Origin of the sequence: Variovorax sp. Varisp36 (assembly GCF_047304235.1) — a bacterium.
Classification (GTDB): domain Bacteria; phylum Pseudomonadota; class Gammaproteobacteria; order Burkholderiales; family Burkholderiaceae_C; genus Variovorax.
The window spans coordinates 58,700-78,785 of the sequence record NZ_JBGLYU010000029.1; the positions used below are offsets into that span (position 1 = coordinate 58,700).

Sequence of the window (20,086 nt, forward strand, 5' to 3'; positions counted from 1 at the left end):
GCGACCCTCGCCGTTGAAAATCGTCAAGCCGTTCCGTCTCAGCCTGCTGACCCGTCCGTACCGGTGGAAGGGCAGCAACCACCTGGGCATTGCCTCGATCGCCCTGGCGAGCCTGAACGCAGACCCGCAGTTGCAGCCGGAGCAGGAGCTCTGGCAGATGGTGAGCGAAGTGCTCGACCCCGGGAGCGTGCTGGACCTCAGCGTGCCCAAGGCCGAGGCCGAGGTGTTGGCCAGCGGCTTCGCCTACACCTGCCATCAGACCGAGAAGTCGCAGTGCGCAGTTCGCCTGCGCGTGGACACGCTCGAGAAAACGCTTCTGGTGTCCGGTGACCGCTACTGGCTCGACGGGCGATCGACGGCTCCCTTGCCCTTCGAGCAGATGCCTCTGGATTGGCGCCACACCTACGGCGGGCCCGGGTTCGCACAGAACCCGCTGGGCATCGGTGCGCAGGATGAGGTTGTCAACGGAGTGCACACGCGTCGGCTCCCCCACATCGAACAGGCTTCCCGTCGCCTCGCCGGCCGCGAGCAGCGTGGCACCCCGGCGGCGCTCTGTGCCTACCTGCCGGACTGGCCGCAGCGCATGGTGCACATGGGCCGCCAGTACGACAACGCGTGGCTGGAAAACGGCTACCCCGGTTTCGCCGACGACATGGACTGGCGCTTCTTCAACGCGGCGCCGGAGGATCAGCGCTGGCCCGGCCGCAGTTCGCTGCCGCCGGGCGCAGCGTACGAACTGTGGAACATGCATCCGCGGATTCCCGTCATGAAGGGGCACCTGCCCGACTGGAACGCGGTCTGCCACGTCAGCTTCTCGGACGACGCCGACATGCTGAGGGCGGTGCCGCTGCACCTGAGCACCGCATGGTTCTTCCCCGACCGCGAACGCGTGATCCTGATTTGGCACGGCTCGACGGTGGTGCGCGAGGACGATGCCGCCGACGTCAAGCACATCATGCCAGTGCTTGAACTGCGGGACGCGCCGCGGCCGTCGGCGCATTACCGCGAGGTTCTTCTCAAGCGGATCGATCCAGAAAAAGGCGCGGTGCATGTACTGCGCGACAGAGACCTCGTTCCCCAGTCGATCCTTGGTGACTGGCGGCAGATGCAGTTGTCCAACCCGATGGCCGAGCCGCTGCCGCGAAACATCCGCGCCGGCCTGCTGCGCGACCACGAGGCACGCCGTGCGGATCTGCTCGCGCGGGGACTCGACCCCGACCAGTACCTGACGGCCCCCTGGGAGCCCGAAGCGACTCCGGACTTCGACGACTTGCCCGAATACCTCGAGCGAGCGGAAGCCTCGGCCATGGAGGCGCGGGACCGGCTGCGGAAGGAGGGCGAGCGGATCGAGGCCGAGCGGGATTCCCTCCCAGTCGAAAGCGCTGCCGGATCGGCGGCGCGCGCACAGCCAGTGGTGCCCGATCCGCAGCAGCTCCAGCAGGAGATGGCAAAGGGCGACCGCTACGACCAGGCAAAACCGGGCACCGGGGATGCCGGGACCCATGGCGTCGAGGAGCCGGACGTCCCGACCGTGCCTGCCGATCCCCTGATGCGTCTCGGATACCTGCACTCCGCGCATCTCGGAGGATCGGCGCCCGCAATGCCAAGCTTCCGAAGCGCCAAGCTTCGCCGTCGGCTCTCGGTGGCCGAACCCGGGCAGCGCGCGTTCGCGCACATGAACCTGATCGGCGCCGATTTGTCCGGCATGGACCTTCGCGGAGCCGATTTCTCGCACGCCATGCTGGCGGATGCGGACCTGACGGGCGCGCAGCTCGACGACTGCAACTTTTCGCAGGCAGTTCTGGCGCGTGCCAACTTCACGGATGCGAGCCTTGCCCGAGCGTGGCTGGACGAGGCAAACATCGGCGGTGCGCGCTTCGATCGCACCAATCTCGAAGGCGCAAGCCTGCGGGAGGCGCATGCCGACGCAGCGCAGTTCGTTGGCTGCCGCATGGCGGGAGTCCGCATGGACCAGGTGCAGTTGCACGAGGCGTCGTTCGCGCGCTGCGACCTCCGCGGTTCGCGCTGGCACCAGGTGGCCCTGCTGCGAATGGCGCTCGAAGACCTGAATCTCGATCAGTCCGAGATGCTGCAGGTGGTCTGGATCGAATGCCAGCTGCGCCGCGTGTCATTTACCGGTGCAAAGCTGACGCGTTGCGGATTCGTGACGACAACGCTCGACAGCTCGGTGAACTTTTCCGATGCGACGCTGGACGCTTGCAGCGTGGCGCTGCGCAGCTCGCTGTCTGGCGTGCGGCTGAATGGCGCGAAGCTCAAGCAATGCGGCATGCGCGGCATGCCATTGGTTGCAGCGGACCTGAGCGCGGCGCACCTCGATGCCTGCGATTTTTCCGAATGCAACTTCAGCGACGCGAAGATGGATGGCCTGTCCGCCGGCGAGAGCCTGTTCGTACGCGCCGATTTCACCCGCGCCTCCCTGCGCGGGGCCATCCTGATCGATGCGAACCTGTCGAAAGCCGTGCTCACCCATTGCGATCTGCGCGGTGCGAATCTCTTCCGCGCCGATGTCTCGCAGGCCCTCGTCGACGGCACCACCCTGCTGGATGGCGCCTACACCCGGCACGCCAAGGTATGGCCTGCGCGCCCTGCGGACGCACCAGCACCATGACGCGCGACGAACTTCTCGACCATGTGCGGCACGGCGTCCAAGTGCGGAGCGTCGAATGCCGAGGCTGGGACCTTCGCGGCCTCGATCTGTCGGGCGCCCTCTGGGACAACGTCGATTTCACGGGCGCCAACTTCCAGGGCGCGCACCTGGCAGGCAGCGTGATCTCGCATTGCCGGATGGGTGAATGCGACTTCTCCGGCGGCATCGCAGGCAAGGCGCAGTTCTACCGGTGCCGACTGGAGCGCGCCGATTTCTCGCAGGCCACGCTCGAAGAGGCATCGTTCGTCGAATCGCACGTTCAGCAGGCCGATCTGTCCGGCGCCAATCTGGACCGTGCAACCTTCTTCCGCTCGGACCTCACGCAAACCCGGCTCGCCATGCTGCGAATGGACCGGGCCACCGTGGCCGAGTCGAAGCTCGCGCAGACCGATTTCACCGGTGCCGTGCTGAGCTTCGTGACCATGTACAAGCTCGACCTCTCGACGGCGATCTTCGCTGGCATGCAGGCCGACAGCGTGATATTCCTGGAGTGCGACCTGACGCGCCAGGTCTTTGCGGGCCTGACGCTGCAGCGGTGTCAATTCACCGACAGCAGGATGGACGGGGCGGACTTCCGCAACGCCACGTTGACGCAGAGCAATTTCAAGGGCGCGTCGCTGCTCAACGCGGACTTCTCCGGTGCCGCCGCAGCACAGACGATCTTTGCCGAAGCCGATCTGGGCGAGGCGAACTGCAGGGGCGGCCGCTTCGAGCAGTCGATCTGGGTCGACGCGAAGCTGCAGGGCACGGCGTTTGACGATGCCTTTCTGCCGCTGAGCGTGTTCCATCGCGCGCGTGCGAACGGGGCGGTCTTCCGCCGCGCCGAACTGCAAGACGCCGACTTTTCATACGCAGATCTCAGTGGTGCCGACATGAGCGGAGCGCACTTTTTTCGTACGCGCTTTCATCGAGCCATCCAGCAAGGGGCCCGGATTTCCGCACGCGGTGGCATCATTGAAAACGACCCCGAGCTGCACAAGGCGCAGGCCTGGTCCGACTCCCCGTGAACGGCAAAGCCATGCGCCATCGATCAACGCCAAGAAGGGAATCATCATGAATGTCGTTCCGCTCCGCTCGACTCCAGCCGAATCGACGCCGGTCCATTTCATCGGACGGCTGACAGCCTTCATGCCCGACGGGCAGCTGGGGGTCGAAGACGACGAAGGCGTCGTGTGGATGTGCCGGCGGGCAGCGAGCTGCCTGCTCAAACCAGAGCAGGGCGACACGGTGCTGTTGTCCGGGCCGGACCGCTACCGGGTCTACCTGATCGCGGTGATCGAACAGGCAGACCCCGCGACGAGCCGCATCGACGCCCCCGGCGACATCACGCTCGGTGGGGCTGTGGGAATGGTGTCGATCGAGAGCGCGGGCAATCTCAGCCTGCGAAGCGGAGCGACGCTGGAAATGAAAGGCGCGCAATGGACCCTGCAGGCCGACGAGGGCGATTGCCGCGTGGACCAGTTGCATGTCACAGCGCAGTCGGTCGATGCGACGGTGGGTCGGACGCGCCTCGTCGGCAAGGTGCTCGAGACCGTCGCCGAACGCATCGTGCAGATGGCGCGCAACGCCCTGCGCATGGTGGAGGAAGTCGACCAGTCCCGCGTCGGTCATCTGGACTGCAAGGCCACGCAGACGGTGCGCATCCACGGCCAGCACACGATGGTGACCGGCAAGGAACTGGTGAAGGTCGACGCCTCGCAGATCCACATGGGCTGACAAGGAGCTTCAACGATGTTTGCCAACTGCCAATTGATGGGGATGGACCTCGCCTTCCCGGACGTTTGCCGCACGCCGGTGCCCATTCCGTTCCCGAACATGGCCCTCGGGCCGATGGCCGTACCGAACGCCTGGAACATCCTCTTCATGGCGATGCCGGCACACAACATGGCTACGACCACGCCAATCACCCTGGGCGATCAGCCTGGGGCGCTGGGCGGCGTTGTGTCGCAGACCTTCATGCAGCAATCGCGTCACCTTACCGGCGCGTTCACGGTACTGCTCAAGGGCACGCCGGCTACCCGCGTGACCAGCATCACGATGCAGAACCGCTGCAACATGGTCGGCATGCGCATCGTGCCGAGCCAGTTCAAGGTGCTGATGCTGGCGCCCTGAGAAAGCGCGCCGCTTCCCGCGATCGTCAGACGGGCCTGGCCGTGCCCGCCAGCGTCACCTGCTGCGGAAACCCCACCCACACCGCCAGCGCCGAGTAGTTGTCGCGCGACTCATCGGCCTTGGCCTCGGCCGCGCGGCGCAGCAGCGCGAGCCACTCTTCAGCGCTGTCGGCCAGTTGCAATGAACGTTCCATCACCTGCTGTGAAATGAGCTGCCACAAGCCGTCGGTGCACAGCAAAAAAGCATCGCCGTCGGCCAGCCGCTGCGGCGTCGACACGGTGGTTTCCGCCGTGGCCCTGGCGCCGAGCGCGCGGTACAGCAGGTTGGTCTTGACCAGGCGTTCTCCGCCATTGGTACCGTTGCCCAGTGCCGCTTCGCCCGAGCGCTCCGACAGGCTGTGGTCTTCGGTGCGCTGCATCAGCGCGCCGCGGCGGAACCAGTAGAGACGGCTGTCGCCCACGTGAGCCCAGCAGGCCTGGCCGCTGGTGCGGTCGACGAACAGCGAGACGATGGTCGCGCTCATCCTGCTCTGGTCGGCGAGCTCCCGCTGTTTGGCAAGGATGGCGTCGTTGGCGGCTTTCACGGCGTGCTGGATGTCCTCTTGCTCCACCGATGGGTTGCGCACGAAGGTGTTGAGCGCGGTGTCGACCGCAATGCGCGCGGCCAGTTCGCCGCCCGCGTTGCCGCCCACGCCGTCGCTGACGACGAAGCAGGCGTTGTATTCGTCGAGGTGGTAGCCGATGGCGTCCTGGTTGCCGCTGCGCTCGCCGACACAGGAGAACTGCGAGGTCGATATCGGCACCGCGAAAGCGCGGGTGAGTTCAAGCACGGCGCGCCTCCTTCAATCTTTCCATTTCCTTGTCGTAGGCCTGCTGGAAGGCCCGGCCGAAGACGGCCTGGAAGTCGTCCTCGACGGCCGCGGTGGTCTCGGTGTGCAGCTGCTGCAGTTCGCGCCACAGGCGCGCCTCGCGGCCACCGGGCAGCAGCTTCTCGCCCAGGCCTCCGTCGTGCGGCGTGGCGCTGTTCAGTGCCGCGGGATCGAAGCGCTTCAACAGCGTGAGCAGCGCGGCGCGCATGCCGGCAACCATGCCGAGCTGGTGCGACTGCAGGTCGCCGAGCGCATCGTGCACGGCCGCTTCGGGCGGCAGGAAGCCGGGCATGCGCGCGCCGAACATCTGCATCAGCACGGCGCGGCCGTTGGGCAGGATCTTGAACGGGTTGTTCTCCTCGTCCACGATCATCGTGATCTCGGCGCGCACCTCGCGCTTGAGCATGGCGCGCGAGGACAGCAGGTCGATGGTGCCGTCGGTGAAGGCCCGCATGATGCGGCCCAGCCGCTGCATGGCCTCGATGTCGAGCGGCTGCTGGCCGGCGACCTCGGGCACGCCGGCGCCTTCGAGGAAAGCCTTGAAGAGAGCTTCCGACGAGGAGGACGGGGCTGCGGGTTGTTGTTGCGCCGCAGGTTGCTGCGTTGCTGCCGCCGCTGTCGCGCCGGGCGCGACAGCGGGCTCCGCGACCACGGCAGCCACCGGCGGAGCCACGACAGGCGGCGGCGCGGGCGGGCTCTCTTGCATCACGACGGGTGGAGACGGTGGCGGAGGCGCTGGAGGCGGCGGAACGGGCGCCGGCGGAGGCGGCGGTGCCTCCACCTTCACCGGCTCGACAACGGGCGCAGGTGCGGGTGCCGGCGCTGGCATCGCCACGGGATTCGGCGGACGAAACTGCGCCGCCACTTCGCGCGCATGGTTCGACTGGCTGTACCCCTGCACGGCAGGCCTGTTGTTCTGCAGCAGGTCGAGCGCGGGGTGCGTGTCGCCCGGCAGCAGCGGATCGGTGTGTGCCAGCGCGGTGGGGCGCGGGTCGGTCAGCGGCGAGTGCGCGCTTTCGTCGGCCGCGAAGAAAGAGAGCGGATCGACGCCGCGCTTGAGCGCCATGTCCGACATGTCGTTGGCCGCGTCCGGGTTCAGTTCCGCGAGCGGATCGACCGGGTTGCGGCGCGCCTGCGACGGCAGCTCGAAGGGTTCGTGCGCCATCGGGTCGGGCATCGGCGCGGGCGTGCTGTCGACGCGGCGCGGCGCGTTGGCGAGGATGGCGTCCCAGTCCGCGGCGGAAGGAATCTGCGCCGGGGCAAGGCTCGGGCCTGTCTTTGGCGGGGGTGGCGGTGACGGCGGTGCCGATGGCTGCAGGGGCGCCGCGAAAGATTCGCTGGGCGCCGGCGCCGCCACGGGTGCTGGAGCCGGAGGGGGGGCCTGCCGCGACGGCGTTGGCATCGCCACCGTGGGCTGCGTATCGCCGATGGGCAGCGCGCCTTCGCCGAACAGATCGGCGAACACGTCGGATGCGCCGGAGGACGGCAGCAGCGCATCGACGGGGCCCGCCGACACGGGCGCGGCCATCATCGGTGCTGCCATCGAAAGCGGCTGCAACGGCTGCACTGGAGAAGCCGGCGGCTGTGCCGGTGCTGCCGCCGTCACGGGCGGCGCAACAGGCGGCGCACGCAGCGGGCTCGCGGCCTCCAGCACATAGCTGCCGATCGCCACGCGGTCGCCATCGGCCACGCGCGCCTCCTGCTCATGCGCAAGCGAGCGCCCGTTCACGCTGATCGGCAGCACGGCACTCATGTTGCGCAGCACCGCAACGCCGTCGTCGTCGAAGCGCACTGTGGCCTGCAGGCGCGAGATCTGGCGCTGTTCGTCGGGCAGCACGAGGTGGTTGTCGGGGCTGCGTCCGATCGTTCCGCCGGGCGCCGCGAGCAATGCCGAGGGCCCCGCGGCCACCGGCCTGCCCGCATGTTCGATCACTGTCCAGAGCATGGCTTCTCCGTGTTCGTCTTCCCGCGCTTCGGCAACAGCGGCGGCCGCAGGGCCGCGGTGTTCTTCATCAGCGCTTCATTCGCTTGGCGGCCTCGAACGCAGGCCCCCACACCGGATGCTTGCGCTCCGCCACGTTGAGCTCGAAGCTCGGGAACGCATCGAGGATCTTGCGGAACTGCGTGCGGCATTCGGGCACCTGGTTTGCCACACAGTAGCTGAAGGCTTCGAGCTTCATCGCATCGAGCCGCGTAGCGGGCTCGGCGGCGTCGAACACCGACACGCCGCCGCTCTTGAGCGTGTTGACGGCCTTGGCATAGTCGCCGTCGTCATAAGCCTGCTGCGCGCGTTCGAGCGTGGTGCGTGCCACCTGCTGGCTCAGCCGTTCGGGTTGCGGTGCGGGATCGGGCGGTGGTGTGGTCGTGCAACCCGCGATCACCAAAAGAGCGAGCGCCAGAGCAGGCAGACATGACTTCAATCTTCTCTCCTACCTTGCAAAAGGCAATCCTTGAGTAGTGTGCCGCTGTGTTGCGACATGCACGCGACGCGCCATCGTAAGGGCGCACGACTTCGATAATATAGGCCGCGAACCCCCGGGGAGAATTCAATGCATCGACGAAGCTTGCTACAAGGCGCACTTGCAACCACACCGTTGTTTGCGGGCCTCATCAGTGGATGCGCATCGACGGCCAAGTCCATGCCCACGCCTTATGCCATCACCGTGAAGATCGACGATGGCGTCAACCCCGACGGACGCGGCCAGGCCGCGCCGATCCTCGTCAAAGTCTTCGAACTGAAATCTTCCGGCAACTTCGAGACGGCAGACTACTTTGCACTACAGGACCGTGACCGCGAGACGCTCATGACCGAGCTCGTGAACGCCGACCAGGCCATCATGCGCAGCGGCGAAGAGCGCGTGTTCAAGCGCGAGGCGGGACTCGACTCGCGCGCCATCGGCATCATCGCGGGCTACCGCAAGCTGGAAGCCGCGCGCTGGCGCATCGTGCTGCCATTGAAGGAACCGAAGCAGACCAACCTGTACAAGGTGTGGCAGTTCTCTCCGAGCGAGCAGGCCGTGCATGTCGCCATCCGCAAGACGGGCATCGAGTTGCTACCAAGTCGTTAATTTCTTCTCAAAAATTTGATTCGCTAGTACGAAAGTGCGAAAAATTAGCTAGCGAATTGCGATGCAAAACGTAAGACGCGCCGTGTAGCATCAAGAGCAAAACAGGTGGACCGGGAGGCCGCTCCTCAGCGCATCTTCCGCTTCGACGTGAGCACTCCCCAGGAGGTCTTTTGGTGACAGTTCGCAATCCGGGCGCCGCAAAGAACGGCGCCCTTCCGCAGGCGTTGGCGAATCGCGTGGTGTGGTCCGAAGGGATGTACCTGCGGCCGCAGCATTTCCAGCAAATGGAACGCTATGTCGAGCAGTACGTGACCCGGCGTACCGCAGGCCTGCAAGGCGCCTATTGGGGTTGGCTGCATCTCGAGATCGACCGCGACGCGTACGCACTGGGCCGCGTGTCGCTGCTCGGCGGTGCGGGCGTGATGCCGGATGGCACGCCGTTTTCGTTCGGCGCCGAAGACGCGCCCCTGCCTTACGAAGTACCGAACGACCTCACCGACGAACTCATCGTGCTCGCGCTGCCGCTGCGCAGGCCGGGCAGCGAGGAGGTCATCTTCTCGGAAGACGAAGGCTCGGCCGCGCGCTTCGGCGTGATCGAGCGCGAGGTGAACGACGGCAATGCCGTTGCGCTCGGTCCTGCCGTGCTGCAGCTCGCTTCGCCGCGCCTGCGCCTGGCGCGCGCTTCTTCGCTCACCGCGGAGTGGCAGGCCATCGGTGCGGTGCGCGTGATCGAGCGGCGCACCGACCACAAGCTGGTGGTCGATGCCAACTACATTCCGCCGGTGCTCGATGCCTCGGCGCACGGGATGCTGCGCAGCATGATCGCGGAACTGCACGGGCTGCTCACGCAGCGCTCCGAGGCACTGGCCTCGCGGCTGTCGCAGCCGGGGCGCGGCGGCGTGAGCGAGGTCTCCGACTTCCTGCTGCTCGAACTGGTCAATCGCTACCTTGCACTCACGTGGCACGCGCAGCAGGCGGTGCAGGTGCATCCCGAGGAGCTGTTCGTCGACTGGCTCAAGCTCGCTTGCCACCTGGCCACGCACACCTCGCCCACGCGCCGTCCGGTGCTGTGGCCGGTGTATGACCACGACAACCTCAACGATTGCATCCGCCCCTTGCTGGAAGAGCTGCGGCGTTCGCTGTCGGCGGTGCTCGAGCAGAGCGCGATCGCCATCGAACTCGAAGAGCGCAGCCACGGCGTGCGCGTGGGCCGCATGCCCGACCCGGTGCTGGTGCGCAACGCGGGCTTCGTGCTCGCGGTGCATGCCGACCTGCCGGCCGATGCCATCCAGCAGCGCTTCCCCACGCAGGTGAAGATCGGCTCGGTCGAGCGCATCCGTGACCTCGTGCAGCTGCAGCTGCCGGGCGTGGTGGTACGGCCGCTGCCGGTGGCGCCGCGGCAGATTCCGTACAACGCGGGCTACCACTATTTCGAACTCGACAAGAGCGGCGACATGTGGCGACAGCTCGAAAAGTCCGGCGGCGTGGCGATGCACCTGGCCGGTGACTTTCCCGGCCTGGCCATGGAGTTCTGGGCCATCCGTCCGTGAGGGAGTCTATGAACGGTGTCAACGACATGGCCGTCGGCCCGGGCGGCTTCGTGCCGCCGAACCCCGGCGGCGGCAACGCCAGCGGCGATGCAGGCGGCATGCCGTCCGCCTCGCGTGCCGGCGGGATCGGTGGCCTCGGCGCGCAGCCGGAGTCCTTCACCGCGTGGCACGACTCGCGGCGCCCGCATGCGGGCGACACGGCGCTCGCGGGCAACAACCCGCTGGTGGCCGCGGCCAATCCGCTGCTCGACCTGATCCCGCAGATCCGTGCCACCGGCCACCATGCCGCGCCCTCGCAGCTGCGCGAACACCTCGTCGACGAGGTGCGCCGCTTCGAGACGCGCGCGCAGCAGGCGGGCATTTCTCCCGAAGTGATCATCGGCGCGCGCTACTGCCTGTGCACGGCGGTCGACGAGGCCGCCGCGCTCACGCCGTGGGGCGGCAGCATCTGGTCGTCGCAGAGCCTGCTCGTGATGTTCCACAACGAGACCTGGGGCGGCGAGAAGTTCTTCCAGCTGCTGTCGCGCCTGGTGCAGAACCCGCAGCAGCACCTGCACCTGATCGAGCTCATCTACTTCTGCCTGGCGATGGGCTTCGAGGGGCGCTTTCGCGTCATCGACAACGGCCGCACGCAGCTCGAGACGCTCAAGCAGCGGCTGCTGCAGATCATCCGGCAGACGCGCGGCGAAATCGCCGTGCCGCTGTCGCCGCACTGGCAGGACGCGAGTGCGCCCGTGCGGCGCGCGCGCAACTGGCTGCCGGTGTGGGCGGTGGGCGCGGTGGCAGCGGTGCTGCTGGTGCTCGTGTTCGCGCTGCTTACCTTCAACCTGGCGGGCCATTCCGACGGCGCCTTCGCGGCCGTCAATGCAGTGCGCCTGCCGCAGACGGAGCGCGCCGTCGTCTTGCCAGCGCCGACGCCGCGGCTGCAGCGCTTTCTCGAGCCCGAGATCCGCGACGGCCTGCTGACCGTGCGCGACGAGGCCGATCGCAGCGTGGTGGTGCTGCGCGGCGACGGCCTGTTCGCCTCGGGCTCCGACCGCGTGCTCGACCGCTATGTGCCGGTGCTCGCGCGCGTGGCCGATGCGCTCAATGCCGTGGAAGGCAACGTGCTGGTCAGCGGCTTCAGCGACGACCAGCCGATCCGCAGCGTGCGCTTTCCTTCCAACTGGCAGCTCTCGCAGGCCCGCGCCGACGCGGTGCAGAAGATGATCGCCACCCGCCTCGCGCGGCCCCAGCGCCTGCGCGCCGAAGGCCGCGGCGATGCCGACCCGATCGTGCCCAATGATTCCGCTGCCAACCGCGCGCGCAACCGGCGCGTCGAGGTGACGCTGCTGGTGGCGCCCGTTGCCGGTGTGCCAGCAACCTCCGCGCCGCTTGTGGCGCCCACTCCCGCTCCGCAGCCCGGAGGCTCCCGCTGATGCTGCGCGCCATCTTCCGTTTTCTCATCAGCCGCGACCTGTGGGTCTTCCTGGGCCTGGTCGCACTCGCCTTCCTGATCTGGATCATCGGCCCGGCCATCGCGGTGGGCCGCTATCGTCCGCTCGAGGACGAGATCGTGCGCATCGCGGTCATCGTGCTGATGTTCGCGATCTGGCTCGTGCGCGTCATCTACCGCAAGTGGCGCGAACGCCGCCTCAATGCGCAGCTGCTCAACCAGCTGCGCACGCCTTCCAAGAAGGAGAAGGAGGCCAAACCCGAGGACGCGCCCGAGATCAAGGAGCTGCAGAGCGGCTTCACCGACGCCACGGCCATCCTGAAGAACATGCGCTTCGGCCAGGATGCCGACGGCAAGCCCGCGAGCCGCTTCTCGCTGTTCGACCGGCAGTACCTGTACCAGCTGCCCTGGTACATCTTCATCGGCGCGCCGGGCTCGGGCAAGACCACCGCGCTGGTCAATTCCGACCTCGACTTTCCGCTGGCCGACCAGCTCGGCAAGGCGGCCGTGCGCGGCATCGGCGGCACGCGCAACTGCGACTGGTGGTTCACCAACGAGGCGGTGCTGATCGACACGGCCGGGCGCTACACCACGCACGAGAGCAACCGCGAGACCGACGAGGGCGAGTGGAAGGGCTTCATCGAGCTGCTCAAGAAGTTCCGCCCGCGCCAGCCGATCAACGGCGCGATCCTCACCATCAGCATCGCCGACCTGCCGCTGGCCGACGACGCGCAGCGCGCGCGCCACGCGATGGCGCTGCGCAAGCGGCTGCTGGAGCTGCGCAACGACCTGGGCATCGACTTCCCGGTGTACGTGCTGGTCACCAAGACCGACCTGCTGGCCGGCTTCAACGAATACTTCGGCTCGCTGGGCCGCGCCGAGCGGCAGCAGGTGTGGGGCTTTACCTTCCCCATCCAGGGCAACTCGGCGAACGCGAAGGCCGTCAAGGGCAAGGGCGCGGCCCCGGTGAGCGGCGACCTGCGCGAGCGCTTCCACCAGGAATACAAGCTGCTGCACCAGCGCCTCGACGAACGCCTGCCCGAACTGCTGGCGGCCGAGTCCGACCCGATGCGCCGCGCGCAGGCCTACCTGCTGCCGCAGCAGTTCGCGAGCTTCGAGGACATCCTCGGCACATTCCTGGCGGACGTGTTCAACCCGTCGAAGTTCGAGGCCGCGTCGATGCTGCGCGGCGTGTACTTCACCAGCGGCACGCAGGAGGGCACGGCCTTCGACCGCGTGATGGGCGCCATCAAGCGCTACCTGCAGGTCAACGCGCCGCCGGCGCCGCCGCCGGGCCCCGGCAAGAGCTACTTCCTGAAGGAGCTGCTGCAGCAGGTGATCTTCCGCGACGCGGGCGTGGCCGGCACCAACCTGAGCTGGTACCGGCGCAAGCGGGCCATCGACATCGCGGGCTACTGCGCCATCGGCGTGCTGCTGGTGCTGTTCCTGGGGGCCTGCGTGAACAGCTGGCGCAACAACAAGGACTACGTGGCCGAGGTCGACACCAACGCCAAGGCCTTCAACAAGGCGGCCGCGCGCGGCGAGCTGCCGACGGTGGTCGACTCGAGCGGCGACATCGCGAGCTCGCTGCTCGTCCTCGACAAGCTGCGCGATCTGCCGAAGTCCAGCCACTTCGACATCGGCGATCCGCCCACGTCCTACCGCTTCGGCCTCTACCAGGGCGAGAAGCTGCAGGCCGCGACCGACGGCGTGTACCAGCGCGCGCTCGAGACCGTGCTGCTGCCGCAGGCCGCGCAGCGCGTGGAGCAGTCGCTGCGCGAGGCCGCGAAGATCGACGCCGAGTACAGCTATGAAGCGCTCAAGGCGTATCTCATGCTGTACGACCCGGAGCGCTACGACGCCGACTTCCTGCAGGCCTGGCTGCTCACCGACGTGGACCGCAAGATCGGCGCCTCGCTCACGCGCGAGCAGCGCGCGAACCTCGAATCGCACCTGAAAGCGCTGTTCTCGGGACGCGTGGTGACCTCGCCCTTCGCCAAGGACGACAGGCTCATCACGCAGACGCGCGAGCGCCTGGCCGGCGTGCCGCTGGCGCAGCGCTCTTATGCGCGGCTGCGCCGCATCCTGCTGCAGACCAGCCCGCCCAATGCCTTCACCATCGCCGAGGCGGGCGGGGCCGAGTCGGCACTGGTCATCCGCCGTGCCAGCGGCAAGCCGCTGACCGATGGCATTCCCACGCTGTTCACCTACCGCGGCTACTGGGACATCTTCGACAAGCGCATCGCCGAGACCACGCTGTCGCTCGAGCAGGAAGACCGCTGGGTGCTGCAGATCCGCGCGCCCGGCATCACCGACATCACCTCGCGCGAGCTGCTGCTGCGCGAAGTGCGGCGGCTCTACCTCACCGACTACATCAAGGTGTGGGACGACTACCTCGTCGACATCCGCCTGGCCGACAGCCGCTCGCTGCTGCAGAGCATCCAGATGACGCGCGTGCTCTCCACAGCCGAGTCGCCGATGTCGCGGCTGATCCGCGGCGCCGCACGAGAGACCGACCTGCTGCGCAACCACGACGAGGCTGCGCGCAGCCTGCTCGACCAGGCGCAGAACCGCGTGCAGAGCACGCGCGAGCGCATCGAGCAGCTCATCGGCCAGCCCGACGGCAGCCAGCGCCGCAATACGCGCGTGGACCGGCCCGAATCGCTGGTGGACAACCACTTCGAGCCGCTGCGCCGCATGGTGACCGCGCCCAAGCAGGGCGGCCAGGCGCCCATCGACGCGACGGCCGCGCTCATCAACGAGCTCTACAACTTCCTCACTGCCACCGACACCGCGCTGCGCAGCGGCAACATCCCGCCGACCAGCGATTCGGTCACCAAGGTGCAGGCCGAGGCCGGGCGCCTGCCGGTGCCGTTCCAGGGCATGCTGAACGACCTGTCGGCCACGGCGTCGTCGAAGGCGGCGGCGGTGACGCGGCAGAACATCGGGCAGAGCGCTGCGGCCAGCATCGGCTCGTTCTGCAGCCAGGCGATCGCGGGGCGCTATCCGTTCACGCGTGGGTCGAACCGCGACGTGGCCTCGGGCGACTTCGCGCAGCTGTTCGCGCCGGGCGGGATGATGGACGACTTCTTCCAGAAGAACCTCGTCACGCAGGTCGACACCTCGGTCAACCCGTGGACCTTCAAGCGCGGCGTGGACGGCAGCGCCACCGGCCGTTCGGCCTACCTCGATTCGTTCCAGAAGGCGCAGGCCATCCGCGACGTGTTCTTCTCGGGCATGGCGGGCGGGCGCACGCCCTCGTTCACCATCGACATCCGGCCCGAGGACATGGACGCGTCGCTCACGCAGTTCACGCTCGACGTCGACGGCCAGACGGTGCGCTACGCGCACGGCCCGCAGGCGCCCAGCACCGTCAAGTGGCCCGGCCCGCGCAACAGCAACCAGGTGCGCCTGCAGGTCACCACCGCCAACGGCACGCCGGCCGGCGGCATCGTGACCGAAGGGCCGTGGGCGCTGCACCGGCTGTTCGACAAGGCCTCGATCTCCGCGGGCAGCTCGCCCGAATCGTTCAATGCGAGCTTCGACCTGCAGGGCAAGAAGGTGGTGCTCGCGGTCACGGCCAACAGCGTCTACAACCCGCTGCGCCTGCCGCAGATGAACAGCTTCTCCTGCCCCGGGAAGTCCTGATATGAACAGCAGCATTCCCCCGCAGGCCTGGGTGCCCGTCGACGAACAGATCGGCTGGTACGGCAAGCTGCCCGCTGCCGGCGACTTTCTCTACCGCCGCATGCCGCGCGAGCTGCAGGCCTGGTGGGACCGCTGGATGCAGAACGGCCTGGGCAGCTTCAAGCGCTGGCCCGATGCGATGACGCAGCACTACGCGGTGGCTCCGGTGTGGAACTTCGCCATTCCCGCCACGCAGGGCGTCGACGCCGTGCAGTTCGGCTGCATCGCGCCGAGCTGCGACCGCGTGGGCCGCTACTACCCCGTCTGCATCACGCTGCAGGTGGCCGCGCGCAACTATCGCCCGTCGGTGCTCGAAGGCTCGGCCGAGTGGTATTGGCAGTGCGGCAGCGCGCTGCTGCAGGCCATCCGCCACGGCGTGGCGCCCGACCAGTTCGACAGCCAGGTGCTGGCCGCGGGCCGCGCCGGCTTCCAGACCGCCAGCGGCGGTTCGGACGACATCCTCTCGATCCTCGGGCCGACGGCAGGCGGCGCGGGTGCGCAGCAGCGCCTGGGCTGGCCCGAGCTTCCACTGTGTTTCGACCCCTTCGGCAGCACCAGCTACTGGTGGACCAACCAGGCCGATGGATCGCCGCTGCGCACCGCCGCCCACGGCGGCGGCCTCAACACACCATTGTTTTCCAAGTTGTTTTCGCAGGGACACGTGCCATGGGCATGAAGCACCAGATGAGCCATGAGAGCCACCGCCCCGCAGGAGAAGAAGCATGACCACGACGCACGGCACCGCAAGCCCGCCGGCCGACACGCAGGAGGAACGGCCGCATCCACTGGGCGTGAACCACCGGCTTGACGAATTCGAGCTGCTGGAGGTGATCGGCGAAGGCGGCTTCGGCATCGTCTACCGGGCCTACGACCACTCGCTGCAGCGCGAAGTGGCGATCAAGGAATACATGCCTTCGATGCTCGCGCGCCGCGTGGGCGACAACAGCGTGCACGTGCGTTCCGAGCGGGTCACGGCCACCTTCCAGGCGGGCCTGCGCAGCTTCATCAACGAGGCGCGCACGCTCGCGCAGTTCAGCCACCCGGCGCTGGTGCGGGTGCATCGCTTCTGGGAGGCCAACTCCACCGCCTACATGGCGATCCAGCTCTACAAGGGCCGCACGCTGCGTCGCCTGGCCGAGGACGAGCCGGGCAAGATCACCGAGCCCTGGCTGGTCGGCATGCTCGGGCCGCTGCTGGGCGCCCTCGAGACGCTGCACCGCAGCCAGTGCTTCCATCGCGACATCGCGCCCGACAACATCTTCATCCAGCAGGACGACCTGCCGGTGCTGCTCGACTTCGGCGCGGCGCGCAAGTCCATTGCCGACCTCGTCGACGAGGTGGCGGTGATGGTGAAGTCGGGCTACTCGCCCATCGAGCAGTACGCCGACGACAACACCCTGCTGCAGGGCGCGTGGACCGACCTGTATGCCCTGGGCGCCGTGCTGTACCGTGCGGTCACCGGCCATCCGCCGCCTTCGGCCGTGGTGCGCAGCGTGCAGGATGCCTACGTGCCGCTGTCCTCGATGGACCGCGCCGACCTGAGCCCGGCCTTCTGCGCCGCGGTCGACCACACGCTGGCCGTGCACAGCAAGGACCGCACGCAGACCGTGGCCGCCTTCGCGGCCGAACTGGGGCTGGTGAAGCTCGGCGACATCTACGTGAGTGGCATGGGCGCGCCGACGGTGATCGTTCCCGCATCGCCCGTGCCGGCAACGCCGCCGCCGCCGCTGGAGCCGCAGCAGTTCTCCCCGGTGTCGGCACCGGTACCGCTGGAACCGGTGCCGGTGGCGATGGCAGCGCCCGAGCTGCCGAAGGCGCCTGCGCCACAGGACAGTCGCAGCAAGGCGCCTGGCCGCAAGGCCGCGGCGCCCGCGCAAAAGAAGAAACCCGCATTCCCGCGGTGGGGCCTGGTGGGCGGGCTCGTGATCGCGCTCGTGGCCGTGGGCAGCTGGATCGGCCTGCGCCTGACCTCGGGCATGCAGCCGCAGGACGCCAAGACCGCGATGGTGCCGGCGCCGCCGCCACCCGCCGCGCCGATGTCGAGCAACACCGCGCCGCCGGTGGCGATGCCGCCGCCCGCCACCGATGGCGCGCCGCCAACCGTGGCCGGCGCACCCACCGCACCGCCGCCCGCCACGCCGGCCAGCGCGCCTGCTGCTGCGGCGGGTCCGCTGGCGCCGCTGGAGACCGTGCCGGTCGTCCCGCCGGTCGCGCCGCCCGAATCCGCGCTGGCCATCGCCGAGGCCGAAGACTGGAATCTCGCGCAGACTGAGAACACGCGCGAAGGCTACGAGGCCTACCTGCGCCGCTACCGCCGCGGTGTGCATGCGCGCGAGGCGCGCAACGCCCTCGCCGAGATCAACCGGCTCTCGCCGCCGTCCGTGCCCCTCGTGCCGGGCACGCAGCCGCCGGGCACCACGACGACCGTGGCGGGTGCGACACCCGGCACGACGGGCGCTGCCGCCACCCCTGCACCCGCACCCGCGGCGGCGCCAGGCCTGGGACGCGTGCTGTTCAACGTCCGCCCGTGGGGCCAGGTGTTCGTCGACGGCGCGGACCGCGGCGTGAGCCCGCCGCTCAAGTCGCTGTCGCTGCGCCCGGGCATCTACAACATCGAAGTGCGCAATGGCGACCTCGAGGTCTACCGGCAGCGGGTGACGGTGCAGGACAGCAAGTCGGCGCCGGTGGTGGCGCACGAGTTCAAATAGCAGTACGCCGGCGCTGGCGGCGGGGCCGCATTCATGTGCGGCTGTGCAGCGCCCTGCGGTACTGCACCGCCTCCGCAAGATGCTCGACCTGCACGGCCTCCGACGAGCCCAGGTCCGCAATCGTCCGCGCCACCTTCAGCGCGCGGTGCGTACTGCGCGCCGACCATCCGAGCTTGGACGCCGCGTTGAACATGAACCGGCGGGCCGCGTCGTCGAGCCCGGCGTGCCGGTCGATCGCCGCGCCCTGCAGCGACTGGTTCGCGTACCCCTGCCGCTGCATCGCGCGCTCGCGCGCCCCGATCACCCGGCCGCGGATGCTTTCCGTCGATTCCCCTGCCGGCGCGTCGAGCAGCAGCTGCGCCGACACCGCCGGTACCTCGATGTGCAGGTCGATGCGGTCCAGCAGCGGGCCGCTGAGCTTGCCCTGGTAGCGCGAGACCTGGTCGGGCGTGCAGCGGCAGGCCTTCGATGCGGAGCCCAGGTAGCCGCAAGGGCAGGGGTTCATCGCGGCGATCAATTGAAAGCGCGCCGGGAATTCGGCGCTGCGCGCGGCCCGTGAGATGGTGATCGTGCCGGTCTCCAGCGGCTCGCGCAGCGCCTCCAGTGCGGAGCGTGCGAATTCGGGGAATTCATCGAGGAAGAGAACGCCGTGGTGCGCTCTTGAAATCTCGCCGGGCCTTGGCGGAGAGCCGCCGCCCACCAGCGCCACCGCACTGGATGTGTGATGGGGCGAAGACGTAGGCCGTGTCATCCAGCGCTGCGTCGCGAAGCGCCCGCCCAGGCTGGCCACGGCGGCGCTCTCCAAGGCCTCGTCGATGCTCATCGCGGGCAGCAGCCCGGCGAAGCGCTGGGCGAGCATGGACTTGCCCGAGCCGGGTTCGCCCATCATCAGCAGGCTGTGGCCGCCGGCCGCCGCGATCTCCAGTGCGCGCTTGGCGCTCGCGTGTCCCTTGACGTCGGCCAGGTCGGCATAGTGCGGCACGCCTGCGCCGGGCGTCGCACGGACCCGCGCCCAGCCGTCGGCCGGCGGGTCGGGCCACTGGGAGGCGGCCTCGCTGTCGGCGACGAACTGGCGCACCACGTCCAGCAGGTGCCGGGCGCCATAGACCTCGCCGTCGGGCACCAGCGCGGCTTCCTGCGCACTGTCCAGGGGCAGCACCAGCCGCGTGGCCACGCCGCGCGTGTGCAGGGCCAGCGCCATCGCCAGGGCGCCGCGCACGGGCCGCAGCTCGCCCGACAGGGACAGCTCTCCCGCGAACTCGTGCCCGGCCAGCCGGGCGTTGTCGATCTGCCCGCTGGCCGCGAGGATGCCCAGCGCGATCGGCAGATCGAAGCGCCCCGAATCCTTCGGCAGGTCGGCCGGCGCGAGGTTGACGACGATCTTCTTGTTGTTGGGGTACTCCAGCCCCGCGTTCTGGATGGCCGAGCGCACCCGCTCGCGCGCCTCCTTGACCTCGGTTTCCGCCAGTCCGACCAGCGTGAAGCTCGGCAAGCCGTTCGCCAAATGCACCTCGACAGTGACACTGGCCGCTTCCAGCCCCAGCAAAGCGCGGCTTTGCACCAAAGACAGTCCCATTCTTCTTCCTCTCCCCAGTATGGTGCGTCATTCTTCCCGGAGCCGCGGTGGTGCAACGCACCGGATAACTGCAACCACCCCGCAACAGACGTTGTAACGATTTGGCTCTCAGCCGAGGCGGTGTCCGGTGGCGCGAGGACCGGTATTCGTGCACTTTGGCACGCTCCCTGCTTTGAGCCTCCAGGTTCACAACACACTTGCGAGGAGTTTCCCGATGACGCACCGTACCGCCGTCCAGGCGCTGATCGTTCTGGCCACTGCATTGACCGCGTCGGGCGCAGCCCTTGCGCAGGCCACCACGGACGCCGCAACACCTGCGGCAGCGCCCGCCCCGAACCTCACGGGCAACGTGTCCATCACCACGAACTACAAGTTCCGTGGCCAGGACCAGGACATGATCGGCAAGAACGACTA

Annotated in this window: 14 protein-coding genes and 1 pseudogene; 11 read left to right on the plus strand and 4 right to left on the minus strand. The window is 68.3% G+C overall.

The window, feature by feature from the left end:
• Window positions 1–13: 13 nt before the first annotated feature.
• From ACCD11_RS17965 to ACCD11_RS17980, 4 genes are read left to right on the plus strand one after another with little or no spacing between them, the layout of a single operon-like run.
• Window positions 14–2,629, plus strand: coding sequence for a DUF2169 domain-containing protein (locus tag ACCD11_RS17965; protein WP_413314908.1), 2,616 nt, complete (start codon window positions 14–16; stop codon window positions 2,627–2,629).
• On the plus strand, window positions 2,626–3,675 hold the full coding sequence (locus ACCD11_RS17970) for a pentapeptide repeat-containing protein (protein ID WP_413314909.1): 1,050 nt from the start codon (window positions 2,626–2,628) through the stop codon (window positions 3,673–3,675). Before ACCD11_RS17965 ends, ACCD11_RS17970 begins: the two co-directional genes overlap by 4 nt.
• A gap of 46 nt (window positions 3,676–3,721) precedes the next feature.
• Window positions 3,722–4,384 carry a DUF3540 domain-containing protein gene (locus tag ACCD11_RS17975; RefSeq protein ID WP_413314910.1) on the plus strand — a complete coding sequence of 221 codons (663 nt, stop codon included), beginning with the start codon at window positions 3,722–3,724 and terminating at the stop codon, window positions 4,382–4,384.
• Window positions 4,385–4,399: 15 nt separating this feature from the next.
• Entirely contained in the window at window positions 4,400–4,780 is a 381-nt protein-coding gene (locus ACCD11_RS17980; RefSeq protein WP_413314911.1) for a DUF4150 domain-containing protein, read from the plus strand.
• 25 nt (window positions 4,781–4,805) lie between these two features.
• Here the strand turns inward: ACCD11_RS17980 and ACCD11_RS17985 are convergent, their stop codons facing one another.
• The 3 genes from ACCD11_RS17985 to ACCD11_RS17995 all read right to left on the minus strand — a co-directional run bounded on the left by ACCD11_RS17985 (window position 4,806) and on the right by ACCD11_RS17995 (window position 8,068).
• Window positions 4,806–5,609 (minus strand): PP2C family protein-serine/threonine phosphatase, encoded by an 804-nt coding sequence (locus ACCD11_RS17985; RefSeq protein ID WP_413314912.1) that lies wholly within the window; start codon window positions 5,607–5,609, stop codon window positions 4,806–4,808.
• Window positions 5,602–7,593 (minus strand): type VI secretion system-associated FHA domain protein TagH, encoded by a 1,992-nt coding sequence (tagH, locus tag ACCD11_RS17990; RefSeq protein ID WP_413314913.1) that lies wholly within the window; start codon window positions 7,591–7,593, stop codon window positions 5,602–5,604. The genes ACCD11_RS17985 and tagH overlap by 8 nt, the downstream gene beginning before the upstream one ends.
• Window positions 7,594–7,660: 67 nt before the next feature.
• Window positions 7,661–8,068 carry a TssQ family T6SS-associated lipoprotein gene (locus ACCD11_RS17995; RefSeq protein ID WP_007831825.1) on the minus strand — a complete coding sequence of 136 codons (408 nt, stop codon included), beginning with the start codon at window positions 8,066–8,068 and terminating at the stop codon, window positions 7,661–7,663.
• Between the two features lie 129 nt (window positions 8,069–8,197).
• Between ACCD11_RS17995 and tssJ the strand changes: the two genes are divergently transcribed.
• From tssJ to ACCD11_RS18025, 6 genes are all read left to right on the plus strand, one after another.
• Complete coding sequence (gene tssJ / locus ACCD11_RS18000) at window positions 8,198–8,716, plus strand: type VI secretion system lipoprotein TssJ (protein ID WP_042673165.1); 519 nt, start codon at window positions 8,198–8,200, stop codon at window positions 8,714–8,716.
• Between the two features lie 254 nt (window positions 8,717–8,970).
• Window positions 8,971–10,266, plus strand: coding sequence for a type VI secretion system baseplate subunit TssK (tssK, locus tag ACCD11_RS18005; RefSeq protein WP_237726069.1), 1,296 nt, complete (start codon window positions 8,971–8,973; stop codon window positions 10,264–10,266).
• A gap of 8 nt (window positions 10,267–10,274) precedes the next feature.
• Complete coding sequence (locus ACCD11_RS18010; RefSeq protein ID WP_413314915.1) at window positions 10,275–11,684, plus strand: DotU family type VI secretion system protein; 1,410 nt, start codon at window positions 10,275–10,277, stop codon at window positions 11,682–11,684.
• Window positions 11,684–15,349, plus strand: coding sequence for a type VI secretion system membrane subunit TssM (tssM, locus tag ACCD11_RS18015; protein WP_413314917.1), 3,666 nt, complete (start codon window positions 11,684–11,686; stop codon window positions 15,347–15,349). Before ACCD11_RS18010 ends, tssM begins: the two co-directional genes overlap by 1 nt.
• A gap of 1 nt (window position 15,350) precedes the next feature.
• Window positions 15,351–16,064 carry a type VI secretion system-associated protein TagF gene (gene tagF / locus ACCD11_RS18020; protein WP_007831816.1) on the plus strand — a complete coding sequence of 238 codons (714 nt, stop codon included), beginning with the start codon at window positions 15,351–15,353 and terminating at the stop codon, window positions 16,062–16,064.
• Window positions 16,065–16,110: 46 nt separating this feature from the next.
• Window positions 16,111–18,096 carry a serine/threonine-protein kinase gene (locus ACCD11_RS18025; RefSeq protein ID WP_413314918.1) on the plus strand — a complete coding sequence of 662 codons (1,986 nt, stop codon included), beginning with the start codon at window positions 16,111–16,113 and terminating at the stop codon, window positions 18,094–18,096.
• 31 nt (window positions 18,097–18,127) lie between these two features.
• Here ACCD11_RS18025 and ACCD11_RS18030 read toward each other — a convergent pair whose 3' ends face one another.
• Window positions 18,128–19,672 (minus strand): YifB family Mg chelatase-like AAA ATPase, encoded by a 1,545-nt coding sequence (locus tag ACCD11_RS18030; RefSeq protein ID WP_413314919.1) that lies wholly within the window; start codon window positions 19,670–19,672, stop codon window positions 18,128–18,130.
• A gap of 214 nt (window positions 19,673–19,886) precedes the next feature.
• On the opposite strand from ACCD11_RS18030, the pseudogene ACCD11_RS18035 reads away from it, so the two are divergent.
• Window positions 19,887–20,086: pseudogene (locus ACCD11_RS18035) on the plus strand (hypothetical protein); the annotation flags it as partial.